This is a genomic window from Arthrobacter sp. Y-9 (genome assembly GCF_029690065.1).
In the GTDB taxonomy this organism is placed as follows: domain Bacteria; phylum Actinomycetota; class Actinomycetes; order Actinomycetales; family Micrococcaceae; genus Arthrobacter_E.
On sequence record NZ_CP121463.1, the window covers coordinates 3,536,932 to 3,551,713 of the forward strand.

The 14,782-nt window shown below is 67.4% G+C and carries 11 protein-coding genes; 5 read left to right on the forward strand and 6 right to left on the reverse strand.

Going from position 1 to position 14,782, the window contains the following annotated elements; genetic code table 11:
• Positions 1-2 precede the first annotated feature (2 nt).
• From P9849_RS16070 to P9849_RS16095, 6 genes are all read right to left on the reverse strand, one after another.
• Positions 3-977: an ATP-binding cassette domain-containing protein gene (locus P9849_RS16070; RefSeq protein WP_278267699.1), complete on the reverse strand. Its 975-nt coding sequence runs from the start codon at positions 975-977 to the stop codon at positions 3-5.
• 161 nt (positions 978-1,138) lie between these two features.
• Positions 1,139-2,284: an MFS transporter gene (locus tag P9849_RS16075; RefSeq protein WP_278269179.1), complete on the reverse strand. Its 1,146-nt coding sequence runs from the start codon at positions 2,282-2,284 to the stop codon at positions 1,139-1,141.
• A gap of 109 nt (positions 2,285-2,393) precedes the next feature.
• Positions 2,394-3,875: a glycosyltransferase 87 family protein gene (locus P9849_RS16080; RefSeq protein WP_278267700.1), complete on the reverse strand. Its 1,482-nt coding sequence runs from the start codon at positions 3,873-3,875 to the stop codon at positions 2,394-2,396.
• Between the two features lie 191 nt (positions 3,876-4,066).
• A complete protein-coding gene (locus P9849_RS16085; protein ID WP_157412729.1) occupies positions 4,067-4,204 on the reverse strand; it encodes a hypothetical protein in 138 nt (45 codons plus the stop codon).
• Between the two features lie 840 nt (positions 4,205-5,044).
• Positions 5,045-5,629, reverse strand: a complete 585-nt coding sequence (locus tag P9849_RS16090) for a histidine phosphatase family protein (protein WP_278267701.1) — start codon at positions 5,627-5,629, stop codon at positions 5,045-5,047.
• A gap of 9 nt (positions 5,630-5,638) precedes the next feature.
• Positions 5,639-7,222 carry a CCA tRNA nucleotidyltransferase gene (locus tag P9849_RS16095; protein WP_278267702.1) on the reverse strand — a complete coding sequence of 528 codons (1,584 nt, stop codon included), beginning with the start codon at positions 7,220-7,222 and terminating at the stop codon, positions 5,639-5,641.
• 118 nt (positions 7,223-7,340) lie between these two features.
• On the opposite strand from P9849_RS16095, the gene P9849_RS16100 reads away from it, so the two are divergent.
• The 5 genes from P9849_RS16100 (at position 7,341) to trxA (ending at position 13,077) form a co-directional block, all read left to right on the forward strand.
• A complete protein-coding gene (locus tag P9849_RS16100) occupies positions 7,341-7,895 on the forward strand; it encodes an NUDIX hydrolase (RefSeq protein WP_278267703.1) in 555 nt (184 codons plus the stop codon).
• Positions 7,896-7,990: 95 nt separating this feature from the next.
• Positions 7,991-10,111, forward strand: a complete 2,121-nt coding sequence (gene murJ, locus P9849_RS16105) for a murein biosynthesis integral membrane protein MurJ (RefSeq protein WP_278267704.1) — start codon at positions 7,991-7,993, stop codon at positions 10,109-10,111.
• A gap of 50 nt (positions 10,112-10,161) precedes the next feature.
• Positions 10,162-11,646 (forward strand): ABC transporter substrate-binding protein, encoded by a 1,485-nt coding sequence (locus tag P9849_RS16110; RefSeq protein ID WP_278267705.1) that lies wholly within the window; start codon positions 10,162-10,164, stop codon positions 11,644-11,646.
• 129 nt (positions 11,647-11,775) lie between these two features.
• On the forward strand, positions 11,776-12,726 hold the full coding sequence (gene trxB, locus P9849_RS16115) for a thioredoxin-disulfide reductase (protein ID WP_278267706.1): 951 nt from the start codon (positions 11,776-11,778) through the stop codon (positions 12,724-12,726).
• Between the two features lie 24 nt (positions 12,727-12,750).
• Positions 12,751-13,077, forward strand: a complete 327-nt coding sequence (gene trxA, locus P9849_RS16120) for a thioredoxin (RefSeq protein WP_278267707.1) — start codon at positions 12,751-12,753, stop codon at positions 13,075-13,077.
• Positions 13,078-14,782 lie beyond the last annotated feature (1,705 nt).

Here is a 14,782-nt window from a genome sequence, read left to right on the forward strand (position 1 = left end):
CCCTAGTTCCCGAAGCCCTGGCCACCGGCGGGACCGGCCGCCGCGGCGTGAGCGTGAGTGGCGTTGGCCATGCTGAAGTCGGACTGGTATTCGGCGGCCCCGCGCGTCAGTTCGAAGTACGCCTGCTCGAGGGAGGCCTCCTGCGGCGTCAGCTCGTACAGGAGGATCTGACGCTCCAGTGCGGCGCGGGCGATGTCCCGCGTGTCCAGCCCGGAGACCTCGAGGGTCTCGTGAGCGGACTGGCTGACGGACACGCCGGGAGCCGCGAGTGCTGCGGCGAGTTCCGCCGACTGCGGAGTCCTGACCAGCGCTTTCTTCTGCTGGACGCTCGCGATCAGCTCCTGGACGGACATGTCGGCCAGGATCTGTCCCCGGCCGATCACCAGGAGGTGGTCCGCGGTCTGGGCCATTTCGCTCATCAGATGGGAGGAGAGGAAGACCGTCTTGCCCTGCCCGGCGAGGTAGCGGACCAGGTTCCTGACCCAGTGCACGCCCTCGGGGTCGAGGCCGTTGACGGGCTCGTCCAGGATGAGGGTCTGGGGGTCGCCCAGCAGCGCGTTGGCGATGCCGAGCCGCTGGCCCATGCCCAGCGAGAACCCGCCGGCGCGCTTCTTGGCCACCTCGGTCAGGCCGGTCATGGCCATCACCTCGTGGACGCGGCTCAGCGGGATGTCGTGGGTGGCGGCCATGGCCCGCAGGTGGTTGTAGGCGCTCCGGCCGGTGTGCACGGCCTTGGCGTCCAGGAGGGCGCCGACCTCACGCAGCGGCGCCTTGTGCTGGGCGAACGGCTTCCCGTTGACGGTAACGTGCCCGGCGGTCGGCTTGTCCAGTCCCATGATCATGCGCATGGTGGTGGACTTCCCGGCGCCGTTCGGCCCCAGGAAGCCCGTGACCCTGCCTGGCTGGACGGTGAAGCTGATGCCGGAAACAGCGGTCTTGGGTCCGTACTGCTTGCGCAAGCCTTGTGCTTGGATCATGCCTGGTCCTCGCTTTTCGATGATGCGATCGGTGTCGGCTCCTGCCAGGTTCGGCTGGCGAAGTGCCCTGCTTCCAGGCTATCCAGCAGGATCGCGGCATGCCTCTGTCCGGCGGATGATTCCCGACGACGCCGGTACGCCCTCAGGTGGACCCCCGGCGGTCAGCGGGGCGTACGTTCCACCGTGAGCGGCTTGGCCGCCGACGCCAGGACGGCGGCGAGCACGATCGGGATCCCGATGAAGAGGAGTGCATTGCGGACACCGAGGTGGTCGGCCAGGAATCCCAGCACGGGCGGCCCGGCCAGGAACGCCACGTAGCCCACCGTCGACACCACGGACACGCGCGCCGCGGCCAGTCGCGGGTCGTCCGCGGCGGCGGACATGCCCATGGGGAAGGTCAGCGCGGCGCCTGCACCCCACAGGAGAGCCCCCAGGATCGCGAGCCACAGGGTGCCGCTCCAGCAGAAGAGCGCCAAACCGGCGGCCGCCGCGAGCATGCTGCCGCGCAACACGGCCACGCGCCCGAAGCGGTCGATCAGGCCCGCGCCCAGCACCCGGAACACGGTCATGCCGGCCACGAACACCGCGAAGACGAGCGCGCCCGTCGATTCGCTCTGGTGCAGACCGTCCACGGTGCCCTTGGCGATCCAGTCGTTCCCGGCGCCTTCGCTCAGAGTGGCGCCCATGACGACCACGCCGATGAGCAGGGTGCGCAGTTCCTTCCAGGCGAACATCCGGCCGCCGGCAGGCGCGTCGTCGTGGTCCTCCGGGGCATGGGGCAGGAAGTAGCGCGGCGCCGCGAGGCCCATCACCAGGACGAGGACCGCGATGCCGATCATGTGCGCGGGCAGGCCGACGCCCGCGGCGGAGAGGCCCGCGCCCAGCAGGGCTCCCACGAATGCGCCTCCACTGAACGCCGCGTGGAACTGCGGCATGATGGTGCGCCCCAGTTGGTGTTCCACATCCGCGCCCTCGATGTTCTGCGCGACGTCCCACAGCCCGATCCCGACGCCGATCAGCACGAGGCTGCCGCCCGTGACCGGCACCGAGTGCAGCGCGAGGCCTGTGGCGACCCCGGAGACCGCGAGGGCGCAGAACACGCTGGCCACCCGGATGGTGTTGGCCACCCCGATCCGGTTCACGCACCATCCCGCGCTGGGCAGCGCCACGAGCGAGCCGACCGCCATGCAGAGCAGCAGGCCGCCGATCTCGCCGGGGGAGAGCTGCAGGGTCGCGGCGACGGCCGGGATGCGTGACGCCCAGCTGGCGAAGACGAGTCCGTTGATGCCGAAGACCACGAAGGTCATGATGGTTGCGCGTCGGAGCTGAATGTTCACGGCTGAGCCTCGGCCTCTTCCTTCGGGAGTTCTGTCGGGAGTTCTGCTGTTTGCGGTTCTGGTGGCACGGGTGCTGCCGTCACGGGTGCGGAGTGTGCTGCGGTGCTGCGGGTGTGCGCGGGGTCCTGCGGAGTGACGCGCCCAGACGACGAGGTTCCAGCCTCAGCCGGTCAGGACGGAGGTCGAAGACGCCGCCCTGGGGGTCGTCGACGCCGCCGGCGCGCACGACGTCGTCGTCCGGATTCACCATGTCCCACACGACCCGGACCATCAGATAGAAGGTGGCGGCCATGTGCAGGAGCACGGCACAGACATAGTACGGGACGTCGATGTTGTGCTGCGGACCGCTTCCGCTGGCACCCGCGCCGAGGTACATCCAGATCGCGGCCCAGTGCACCACCTCGGCGGCCTGCCACAGGAGGAAGTCGCGCCAGACGGGACGCGCGAGCACGGCCAGCGGGATCAGCCAGACCACGAACTGCGGCGAGTACACCTTGTTGCACAGGATGAACGCGGCCACCAGCAGGAAGAGGACCTGCGCCAGCCGCGGACGCTGCGGGACCGACAGCGCCAGAAGCGTGATCAGCAGCGCGACGACGGCGAACGACGCCCCCGCCGCCACGTTCACCTGGGCGGCGCTCAGGGCGGGCTGCCCCAGCCGGGCGGCCACGAGGTTCCAGGACTCCCAGAGCGAGGAGAAGCCCGCCCCGCGGGAGAACGCGAAATCGAAGAAGTACCGGAAGGCGCCGGGGTTGAGCAGCGCGAACGGCAGATTGACCGCGAGCAGCGCCGCGCAGGAACCCACCACCGTCCGGCCGAAGGTGCGCATCGTCCCGCTCCGGATCGCGACGATCAGCACCGCCAGCAGCAGAAGCAGCGGATAGAACTTGAAGGACGCCCCCACGCCGATCCAGACCCCGGCCCACACCGGCCGGTCGCGCGCGAAGCAGAGCAGGGCGAGCGAGAGCGCGAATACGGCCCACAGGTCCCAGTTGATGAAACCGGAGGTGATCATGCCCGGGGCCAGGGCCACCATCGCGGCGTCCCACTTCCTCCGGCGGGCCAGGCGGGCGACCACCAGCACCGTGCCGATCCAGAGTCCCACCACCAGCAGGGAATTGAGGTCGAAGTAGCCGAGCGCACGCTGCGCGCCGTCTCCGCTCACCGGGACGGCCAGCGCCGTCACCGCCGCGACGACGCCGAGCAGCACCGGGTACTCAAAGCGGACATCCGGGGTGAAGACCGGGAGTGACCCGCCCGCGAAGGCCGGCCCGCCGAGCAGGGTGGGAAAGTCCGAATAGCACGTGGCGTAGTACGCCCCGGCCCCGGCCCAGCCCTGGACACGGCAGGAGGATTTGATGGCCAGTGCGAGGAGTGCGGCGACCACGGCGAGCAGCACCAGGACCCGGTCCACGGTGAAGAAGCCGGGGGAGACGACTCCCGGCGCGGTCCGGCGGCCGAGTGGTCCGCCCACGAGCTCGGTGAAACGGCTCAGCAGCGAGTCCGTCCGGGAGGGGACCACGAGCCGCATCCGGGTCCTGGGAGCGCCATGTCCTGCCATGTCACGAGCCTACCGGCCAGGAGGAGTCCCGCATCCGGGATGACGCGGACGGAAGGCGCCGTCCGGCCTTCCCGGGCATGCCGAAGCCCCGGGTGTCTGCTTCACCCGGGGCTTCCGCCCGTGCTGCGGCGCCTGTGCGTCTGAAGGCGCCGCGGTCTGTGGTCGCCACGTCGAGCCGTCTGTCAGTACGGCTAGCGCAGCGTGTTCATCAGGTGGATCTGGACGAACACGTCATCACGGGTCTGCTCCAGGGTCCGGCTGCTGATCTCCTGGTTGCTGAACCGGTTCTGCTGCTGGAAGACCAGGGATTCTTTGGGAAACTTCCTCATGAGGGCACACCCCCCTTCGTGTGGTGCGGGTTCTTGTCGCGGAGCTCGGGACTCCGGGACCTGGACGATGCCTCGCTGACACGCTTCTTGTGTCTCGGCGCGGCGGGAATGGGGTCGTCAAAAGCGACGATGATCATGATTTCCTCTGTTTTCGGGCGCGGTGAATCAACAGTGAAATGCCGGGAAAGAATTCAGTGCCGAGGGCATGGGAATTCCACAAAAGAAATCCACAAAAGAATTCAGGGTGCGCTGATGGGCATACCGGAATTCATGGAGAACCGGGGTGCATCAGTGTGAGAGTGCCCGCAGGCGGAGTGGCAGGACTACGCTGCCATGAGAAGCGGTTCCCGCAACCTGGCGGGAACCGGACGCAGAACTACGCTGCGCGCCGGAGCCAAGTACGGGAGGCTGCCACTCCGCCAACCATGTGCACATCCGTGTACAGTGCGGTGATCTTGGTGATATTCATGTCGCAACCTCCTTTTCTCTTGACGCCGATAGTTACCATCCCGGTCCGGCACGCAGTGGTCGCACGAAGCGATGCCAGAGGGCACTGACCGGGTTTCGCTCCCTCGCTGTGAAGGGAACAATAAACAACGTACAGGAAGTTTTCAGGCTTCGCCAGCCCGGAACGGCACTTTCCTGAAAATTTTCTTAAATTCTTTTCCCGGATACCTGGCGGACCGTAATCCGATGCCGCCCGGAGGGGAATTCCCGGGGACCAGGGAGCCTGATGACGGGGAACGGAGAACGCCCCCGGCGGAGGTGCCAGGGGCGTTCTCGGAGGCTGCGCCCGAGCGGGCGGGGAGCCGGTCCGTGGAGTGTTCAGCCGGGGAGGGTCTACAGGCCCCAGGACACGACGGCGGGCGTCTTCTTGTCCCAGCCGAGCGTGCACACGCGCGCGGTGCCCAGCAGGAAGTGCCGTCCCTCGACAGGATCGAGCTCCAGCCAGCGGGCCGCCAGGATGCGGCAGAAGTGGCCGTGAGCGACCACGAGCACGTCGCCGGCGCCACCGGAACGGACACGCTCGACGATCCGGTCGGCCCGATCCGCCACCTCGTCGATCGTCTCGCCGTTCGGCACACCGTCGGTCCAGATCAGGTAACCGGGGTTCTTGGCGCGCACGTCCGCGGAGTTGACGCCCTCATAGTCCCCGTAATTCCACTCCACCGCGTTCGGCTCCGGCTGGGCCTCCGGGAAACCCGCCAGTTCGGCGGTGCGGCGGGCCCGCTGCAGGGGAGAGGTCAGCACCTCACGGAACTCCACACCCTTCAGAACCCCTCCCGCGCGGAGCGCCTGCCGCTCGCCCTCCTCAGTGAGCGGCAGATCGGTCAGACCGGTGTACTGGCCGCTCTTGGACCATTCGGTCTCTCCGTGGCGCAGGAGCCACAGCTGGGGGAGTTCCGTGTTCGGGGTGGCGTTCATGGCTGTCCTTCAGTCCTTCCGGCCGTCGACGGCGGCCTGCTGCGCTGGGTGGTCAACGGCGGGGGAGTCAGTGGCGGGGGAGTCAGTGGCCGGTTTCTCTGCGGCCGCCTCGTCCGTGGTCGCCGGGTCCGTGGCGGCGCCCGCCGCGGACGCCTGGGATTCGGGCTGCTGTGCCCACCAGGCGCGCAGTTCCTCCTCGGCCCGCGCGGGATCGAGAGGGCCGTGCTCCATCCTCAGTTCGAGGAGGTGCTTGTAGGCGCGGCCGACCACGGGACCGGGGCGGAGATCCAGGAGCTGCATGATCTGCTGACCGTCCAGGTCCGGACGGACCGCGTCGAGCACTTCGCGTTCCCGCAGTTCGGCGATGCGCTGTTCGAGATCGTCGTAGGCGAACGCCAGACGCTCGGCCTTCCTGCGGTTCCGGGTGGTCACATCCGAGCGGGTCAGGCGATGCAGCCGTTCCAGGTGCGGACCGGCATCGGTGATGTACCGACGGACCGCGGAATCGGTCCAGCCGGCGTCGCCGTAGCCGTAGAAACGCATGTGCAGCTCCACGAGGCGGGCCACGGCCTTGATGGTGTCGTTGTCGAAACGGAGCGCCTTCATGCGCTTGGACACGAGCTTGGCGCCGACCACGTCGTGGTGGCGGAAGCTCACGGCGCCGCCGTCTTCGAAGCGGCGCGTGGCCGGCTTGCCGATGTCATGCATGAGCGCCGCGAACCGCAGCACGAAGTCCGGACCCGGCACCGCGCCGTCGTCGTCCGTTTCAAGGTCGGCCGCCTGCTCCAGCACCTGCAGCGAGTGCTGGTAGACGTCCTTGTGGCGGTGGTGCTCGTCGGCTTCCAAGCGGAGCGCGGACACCTCCGGCAGCACCCGGTCCGCCAGGCCGGTCTCCACCAGGAGATCGATGCCCACCCGCGGCCGGGCGCCGTTGATGAGCTTCACCAGCTCGTCCCGGACGCGTTCGGCGGAGATGATCGAGATGCGGTCCGCCATGTCCGTCATGGCGGCACGGACGTCTGCGCTGACGCCCACGTCCAGCTGCGAGGCGAACCGCGCGGCCCGCATCATGCGCAGCGGGTCGTCGGAGAAGGACGCCTCGGCCGTGCCCGGGGTGGCGAGGACGCCGGCGCGCAGATCCCTCAGCCCGCCGAAAGGATCGACCAGCTGGCGGCTGGGCAGCCGCAGCGCCATGGCGTTGATGGTGAAGTCGCGGCGGAAGAGATCGTCCTCCAGCGAGGTCCCGAAGGCCACCACGGGCTTGCGCGACTCCGGGTCATACGACTCGGCCCGGTACGTGGTGATCTCGATCTGGAAGCCGGCCTTGCGCAGGCCGATGGTGCCGAAGGCCTTGCCGATCTCCCAGTGCGTGTCCGCCCACGGCTTGATGAGCGCCAGGGTCCGGTCCGGGGTGGCATCGGTGGTGAAGTCGAGGTCCAGGGCGTCCCGGCCCAGGAACAGATCGCGTACCGGTCCGCCGACCAGGGAAAGGTCATGTCCTGCATCCGCAAAGAGCTGGCCCAGTTCCAGAATCACGGGGTCCAGGTGGAAACCGATCGAGTCGGCCGCGCCACCCTGAAATTCACTCACCATAGTGATCCAAGCTTGTCACGTTTCCGCCACCAGTCCCCAATGCCGCACCGGCCCCGCCAGCCCGCGCCAGGACGAGGACCGGTCCTCAGGCCACCGAAAGGTCGATAGAGTTATGGGCATGGCCAATCCAGTACCGAGCGCTCCGAACAGGAGGAACAACGCCCCCCTGCCCTCGGCGATCGGTGCCCACATTGCGCCAGCAAACCAGAACTTCACCACTCCTCTGCCCACCGTCGAGGAGGTCTCGGCCGGCGGCGTCGTGGTCGACACCGCGTCCCCGCAGCTGCCCGTGGCCATCATCGCCCGCATCAATCGCGGAGGCCGCCTGGAATGGTGCCTGCCCAAGGGCCATCCCGAAGGCACTGAGAGCAACGAGGCTGCCGCGGTCCGGGAGATCGCGGAGGAGACCGGGATCGAGGGGAGCATCCTCACCCCTCTCGGCAGCATCGACTACTGGTTCACCGTGACCAGCCACCGCGTCCACAAGACGGTGCACCACTATCTACTGGAAGCCACCGGCGGCGAGCTCACCATCGAGAACGATCCGGACCACGAGGCGGTCGACGTCGCGTGGGTCCCCCTGGCCGATCTGGCCCGCCGTCTCTCCTTCCCCAATGAGCGGCGGATCGCCGACCTCGCACGGGAACTCCTGCCGGGCCACCTGCCCTCCTGACGGCCACCCGACAGGGGGACCGAAAGGGCACCCGGCAGGGCGTCCCGGCCCGTGCCTCAGGCATCGGAGCAGCCGGGAATGAGACGATACTGGGGATGTCTCACGCGAAGAAGGCCGATGCGGCCCTGAACTCCCCGACCTCCGCAGCCTCCCGCGCCAGCGATTCACGCGCCAGCGCGCTGATGGCGGCGGGCACCTTGATCTCGAGGATCCTCGGCTTCGTGAAGTCGTGGCTGCTGATCGTGGCTCTCGGCCTGGGCTCCTCGGTCACGGACACCTTCATCAACGCCAACAACCTGCCGAACATGGTGTTCGTTCTGGTGGCGGGCGGCGTCTTCAACGCCGTGCTGGTGCCCCAGATCCTCAAGGCGAGCCGCGCGCCGGACAGCGGAGCGGATTACATCAGCCGCCTCATGACGCTGGCCGTGATCGTCATGTTCACCCTCACGGCGCTGGTCACGCTGTGCGCGCCCTTGCTGATCCAGGTGACCACCTCGGGCTACGGCCCGGCGCAGATGAGCCTGGCCGTCACGTTCGCGGTGTACTGCCTGCCTCAGATCTTCTTCTACGGCCTCTACGCGATGCTCACCCAGGTTCTCAACGCCCACGGATCCTTCGCGCCGGCCATGTGGGCCCCGATCGTCAACAACCTCGTGGCGATCGCCGGTCTCGGCCTCTTCGTGGCGATCTTCGGCGCCAGTGCCGCCAACCCGCACACGCTGGACAACTGGGGCACCGGTCAGACCATCCTGGTGGCGGGCTTCTCCACACTGGGCGTCCTGGTGCAGACCGCCCTGCTGTTCATCCCGCTCCGGCGCCTCAAGCTGGGGCTGACGCCGCGCTTCGGCTGGCGCGGCGTCGGCCTCGGCGCGGCGGCCAAGGTGGGTTCGTGGGCGCTGCTGACCACGGTGGTCAGCCAGCTGGCGTTCCTGTACGTCATGAAGATCGCCACGATCCCCGGCGCTGTGCGGGCCAACGCCCCGGCGGGCTCGCCGCCCATCGCGGGCAACGCGGTGCTTGAGATCGCCAGCCAGCTCTACTTCCTGCCGCACTCCATCATCTCGGTGTCCCTCGCCACGGTGCTGTTCAACCGCATGGCGAAGGCCTCCCTGGACAACGATGTGCGCGGCCTCCGCGCCGCCCTCTCCAACGGCCTGCGCACCAGTGCCGTGGCGATCGTGTTCAGCGCCATCGCCCTCCTGGTGCTGGCGGCCCCGATCGGCATGTTCTTCTCGGCCGGCAAGCCGCAGGACGGCGCCCTGCTGGCGATCACGCTCTCCATCCTGGCGCTGACCAGCCCCTGCCTGAGCATCAACTTCATGATGACCAGGGTGTTCTACTCTCGCGAGGACGCCCGGACCCCGTTCTACGTCCAGCTGGCACTGGCCGTGCTGAACCTGGTCGGCGCCTTCGTCATCCAGTTCCTGCCGGCCGGAATGATCATCTACGCCATCGCCGGGCTCTACTCCGTGGGCAACATCCTCTCCGTCCTGATCAGCGCGTTCTTCCTGCGCCGGGTCCTGGGCCATCTGGACGGCCCCCGCATCATCAACTCCTACATCCGCATGGGCTACGCGGGCATCGGCTCCGCCATCGCCGGCGGGGTGGTGCTGTGGCTGTTCGGCGCCTACCGCGCCGACGGCTTCCTGTGGCACAACCAGGCCGCGGCGCTGCTCTCCATCTGTGTGGCCGCACCGGTCATGCTCGGTGTCTATGTCGTGCTCCTGCGCGTCTTCCATGTCGAAGAGCTCCGTGACCTGCTCCGCCCGCTGCTGGCGCGCTTCATCCGCCCCACCCCGGCCGAGAGTCCGACGACGACGGCCGCCGCCGCGCCGTCGTCGAGCGCCACCGCCGGGGCCGGGCAGGCCCTCCGCGGGACCCGCGAGGACCTCTCCACGGGTGCCCTCCCGGCCGTGTCGATGGACACGGGCCTCCTGCCCAGAATCTCGGGCGGGTTCGACTCGGAGGGCTTCCGCGCGGCGCCGAGCGCCGAGGACGTGGGGGAGGGTCTGACGCAGCGCGCGAACAGCGGCCACCCGTCCACTCCTCACTATGGCGACGAGGTCGCCGCGGTGCGCCCGGAGGGCCGCAGGAGCCTGCTGACGGTGTTCCGCGACTGGCTCTGGGCCCCTCCTGCACAGCAGCCTCAGCTCGGACGTCACACATACCAGGGCCGCTCTGGGGAGAATCCCCACTTCCCATCTGACCTCCGATAGGATCGAAACTCGAAACACCCCGTGTCTTCCCGGGGCCTGAGGAGGTTGTGATGTCCCAGCAGATCGAGGCAGGATCCGTCCTGGGTGGCCGCTACAAGGTCACAGGCTCGGTGTTGCTCTCCCATGACCGCGATCAGGTGCTGGACGGTGTGGACCAGGTCCTGAACCGTCCGGTCAGCATCCTGGTGGCCAGTGAGCAGAACGCGGAGCAGCTCTCCCTGAGCGCCCGTGAAGTCGCCACGGGGGAACGCCCCGGGGCCATGCAGGTGCTGGACCTGGGCGTCAACGATGGTCTGACGTACCTGATCACCAGTCATTCGAGCGCCCCGGATCTGCTGGATCTGCTGGTCGCCACCGATGCGCCGTATGTGGAGCCCTTCTTCACCGAGACCCTCGGCAGCGAGATCTTCGGGGAGGAGCGCTCCCGGGAGCCTGAGACCTACGGTGGGCGCTACGACGAGAACTCCGGTGACGTCATCCACTACGACTCGGAACAGGGCTGGACGCCCGAGGACGAGGCTGCGCACACCGCCCCCGGCGCTCAGGTCCCGGCCGAGCCGGAGCGCCCCGCACCTGCCGCGGCGGCGCCCGCCACCGAACCCGTGACGCGTGCCCAGGAACCCTCCGCCGCTGAACAGCCCTCTGCCGTTGAACAGCCCAGCGCACCTGAGCAGCCCAGCGCACCTGAACAGCCCAAGGTGACGGTCTGGAACGACGAGGACCGTCGCGATGCCGAAGCCGCCCCGGCCCCTGAGACGGCCGCCTTCCTTCAGCAGCCCGCGGCCGCCGCAGAGCGCGACCGCCGCGAAGCAGGTCACTTCCCTGCGGCTGCTCGGGATCAGATGCTCGGGTTCGAGACTGAGACGGACGACGACGACGCGGCGCCCGCGCCGGAGAACCGCAGCACCCGCTGGATCGTCGGCGGCGTGCTCGTCGTCGTGCTGATCGCCGCCTTGGTGTTCGCGGTGACCAACCTCGGGAACCTCTTCAACGCGGGCGCCCCGTCCGCGGACAAGACCACCACGACGACGGCGCCCACCGCGACGAATCCCGGCTCGCAGCCGCCTCCGAGCACGGCTCCCGTCGCCGCTCCGCCGGCGATCGACTCACTGACGCGACTCGGTGATTTCGACTTCGCCGCCGGCTTCGACAAGGACTTGCCGAAGGCCATCGACGGTAACAATGCGACGTACTGGTCGAACATGGAGTTCGGCTCGGAGAACTGGGGCGGCCTGGTCAAGAGCATCCCCCTCGTGGTGAAGCTCAAGCAGCCCGCGCAGGTCAAGTCGATCACCCTCACCCAGCTCGGTGGATCCGGCGGTTCGGTGACGATGTACACCAACGACAAGCCCAGTCTTGACGGGGCCAAGCAGGTGGCCAGCAACACCTTCACCGGTCCGAACCTGACCATGGCCGTGGGCGGGGACATCACCACCCAGTACGTGATCATGGACATCACAGCGCTGCCACGGCTCGCGGCGCCACGGACGCAGTTCCCGTACGGCCTCAGGCTGGCGGAAATCAAAATTCAGTAGTCGACTGGCCCCAGGTACTCTGTGAAGAGGCCTGGGGCCACTTCTTTGACGGAATAGTTCAGCGCTCCGTTCCGTTGTGCCCTCTGCCGCATTCGTTTGGCTTTGAGCGAGGAAGAGGATTCCACCCACGTGAGCACGCAAGAAACCACGGCCCCTGAGGTCCACGACGTCATCATCATCGGATCCGGTCCGGCTGGGTACACCGCTGCCATCTACACGGCGCGTGCCAAGCTCAACCCGATCGTGTTCGCCGGCTCGGTGACCGCCGGTGGCGAGCTGATGAACACCACCGAGGTGGAGAACTTCCCGGGCTTCCCGGAAGGCATCCAGGGCCCGGACCTCATGGACAACCTGGAGCAGCAGGCCAGCCGCTTCGGTGCTCAGGTCGAGTACGAGGACGTCGTGTCCGTGGACCTCGAGGGCGACATCAAGTCGGTGACCCTCGGCAACGGGGAGACGCACCGTGCCCGCACGGTCATCGTGTCCACCGGCTCCGCGTACCGTGAGCTCGGCCTGGAGAACGAGAAGCGTCTCTCGGGCCACGGTGTCAGCTGGTGTGCAACCTGTGACGGTTTCTTCTTCAAGGATCAGAACATCGCCGTCATCGGTGGCGGCGACTCCGCCATGGAGGAGGCCCTGTTCCTGACCAAGTTCGCCTCCAAGGTCACGGTGGTCCACCGCCGCAAGGAACTGCGCGCGTCCAAGATCATGGCCGACCGCGCCCTCACTCACGAGAAGATCGATTTCGTGTGGGACAGCGAAGTCGTGGACGTCATCGGTGAGGACAAGGTCACCGGCATCCGGCTCCGCAATCTCGTGACCGATGTCGAAGAGGAGCTTCCGGTCACCGGCCTCTTCGTCGCCATCGGCAACGACCCGCGCACCGACCTCTTCAAGGGCATCCTCGACCTGACGGCCGACGGAACCATCGCGGTGGACGGTCGCACGTCGAAGACCAGCCTCCCGGGCGTCTTCGCTGCGGGTGACGTGATCGACCCGAAGTACCGCCAGGCGATCACCGCAGCTGCCTCCGGTTGCGTTGCCGCCATCGACGTCGAGCACTACCTCCAGAACCACTGAGAATTCCGAAGAAAGAAGGAAACCATGAGCAACGCCAAGGACGTTACCGACGCAAGCTTTGAGAACGACGTTCTCCAGGCTGACAAGCCCGTGATCGTTGATTTCTGGGCGGAATGGTGCGGCCCCTGCCGCCGGCTGAGCCCGATCCTGGACCAGATCGCGGAAGAGAACGCTGACAAGGTCGAGGTCGTGAAGGTGAACGTCGACGACAACCCCGCCGTCGCTTCCAAGTACGGAATCACCTCCATCCCCGCCGTCTACCTGTTCCAGGGTGGCGAGGTGAAGAACACCGTGACCGGTGCTTACCCGAAGCAGTACTTCGAGAAGGAGTTCGCCGACGTTCTCGGCTGAACCGTCTCCTCGCGGTGATGAACCGCTGACGAAGGGCCCGATGCGCAAGCATCGGGCCCTTCGTTTTTGTGTTTCACGTGAAACGCCCTGTGGCGGACCCGGACACACTGGTCCAGACGACCTCTTCAGGTGACGGGTCCACCATGCCGACGGCAGTTCACCTGGACCGCACGTCCGCGCACCTTCTCTCGACGCCACCTGGCGCAGGCAGCGGGGGAGGGCGGGTTCGGGGGCCGGAGCGTCAGTCGCCGACGGGGTCGATCATTCGACCGCCCCATCGGCACATGGAAGACCACTGATTCTCAAGCCCGTTGCAGGACCGCGCTCCACGACCCGAGCAGCCAGGACTGGAAGTGTAATCAGTGAGTTCTATGAATTTACGGAACGCTCTGCGAGGACTCCGCGGCCACGTCGGTGAATCGGCGCTGGACCTCAGGGTGCCGACAGGGAAGAAACCGCCAGCCGACGCCGGGGTGACCGATGGCCGACAGGTCCGGCATGAACCACGGCGGACCGATCGCGATTACTCCGCGCGCGATCATGAAACCCACACGCCGTCAGGCCGGCTGCGGGACCCGTGAAACACCTTTGGCTGGTTCCCCTGGGGCCTCCTCAGGACATCACCTCGACCTGTACGCCATGATGACTTTGGCGCTGCGATGGACCCCCAGGATGAGAAGACGTGGTCAGCAGGACGTCTTCCACGACCCGAACTGAGATCGCCAGGCAGTCCAATATCAACCGTTGTGGGTCTCTACTCACAGTTGGAACACGGGTGCCTCGACAGCGCCCGGCCAGCAAGCTCACCACACCACCGACGTCGGCGCCCACCTGCGCACCACGCCTCACCCTGGGATGGCTCGCCTCGAAAGACGCCCGCGACGGGTTCAACCGGCTCCTTGAGGACAGATAGGTGGGAGCATCCAGCATCATCCACAACGGGCGAGTTCCCCGGAGCCATTCGGCAGGGCGGCATCATCCACCATCTCGAAGGCGGTGACCAAGCCCGATCCAGCCGCCTGGGGTGCCACCGTACACGTCGTCTCGAAGAGCTCAGGCCCCGGGATGCGCGGACCACGAGAGATCCCGACCTTCAGTCGTCCACGGGGCACAGGGCCTGCGGGAGCATGTGGGAGAGCCTCTGACCACTCTGTACCGCTGTTGATCCCACAGGCGCACTCCCACAGCACTCAGAGGGCCGTAGGCAGTCGCACCTCCGGGAGACAGCCAGGCTTCGGTCCCGGCAAAGGGAGACCGACCTGCACGCGCCCACAGTCCCCTCGGTGCCGGAAGCGCGGATCCGGAACCTGGTGCGGGAACGGAATCACGCGCTAAGACCTGAGACTGAATGGCCTCCCGCTCGTTGGAAGCGAAAGCGCACACTCAGGATCACCACGGACGACCTCGTCAAAAGAGCAACTGGGAGTCGCGGCCAAACAACCTGCACATGCCTATCACCCTCCTTCACGCCCGGCTGCCGCCTCTCCGAATGCCTCAGGCGGCCCGCCAACGGCACGACAGGCCAGGCCGAAATGCAGCGGCAGGGGAGACGGGGGCGGCGGCACCACGGCAACTCTGAGCTCCTGACAAAACCCACGACCCATGAACCACAACGCACATCGCTCGAGGCAAAGGTTCAGGGCTCAGGGCTCAGGGCTCATGGCTCATGGCTCAGGGCTCAGGGCTCATGGCTCATGGCTCAGGG

Coding starts and splice junctions, on each gene's coding strand:
- P9849_RS16085 (WP_157412729.1), bottom strand. CDS start 4,204: ATGAGGAAGTTTCCCAAAGAATCCCTGGTCTTCCAGCAGCAGAACCGG.
- P9849_RS16070 (WP_278267699.1), bottom strand. CDS start 977: ATGATCCAAGCACAAGGCTTGCGCAAGCAGTACGGACCCAAGACCGCT.
- trxA (WP_278267707.1), top strand. CDS start 12,751: ATGAGCAACGCCAAGGACGTTACCGACGCAAGCTTTGAGAACGACGTT.
- P9849_RS16090 (WP_278267701.1), bottom strand. CDS start 5,629: ATGAACGCCACCCCGAACACGGAACTCCCCCAGCTGTGGCTCCTGCGC.
- P9849_RS16080 (WP_278267700.1), bottom strand. CDS start 3,875: ATGGCAGGACATGGCGCTCCCAGGACCCGGATGCGGCTCGTGGTCCCC.
- P9849_RS16095 (WP_278267702.1), bottom strand. CDS start 7,222: ATGGTGAGTGAATTTCAGGGTGGCGCGGCCGACTCGATCGGTTTCCAC.
- P9849_RS16075 (WP_278269179.1), bottom strand. CDS start 2,284: ATGACCTTCGTGGTCTTCGGCATCAACGGACTCGTCTTCGCCAGCTGG.
- P9849_RS16110 (WP_278267705.1), top strand. CDS start 10,162: ATGTCCCAGCAGATCGAGGCAGGATCCGTCCTGGGTGGCCGCTACAAG.
- P9849_RS16100 (WP_278267703.1), top strand. CDS start 7,341: ATGGCCAATCCAGTACCGAGCGCTCCGAACAGGAGGAACAACGCCCCC.
- murJ (WP_278267704.1), top strand. CDS start 7,991: ATGTCTCACGCGAAGAAGGCCGATGCGGCCCTGAACTCCCCGACCTCC.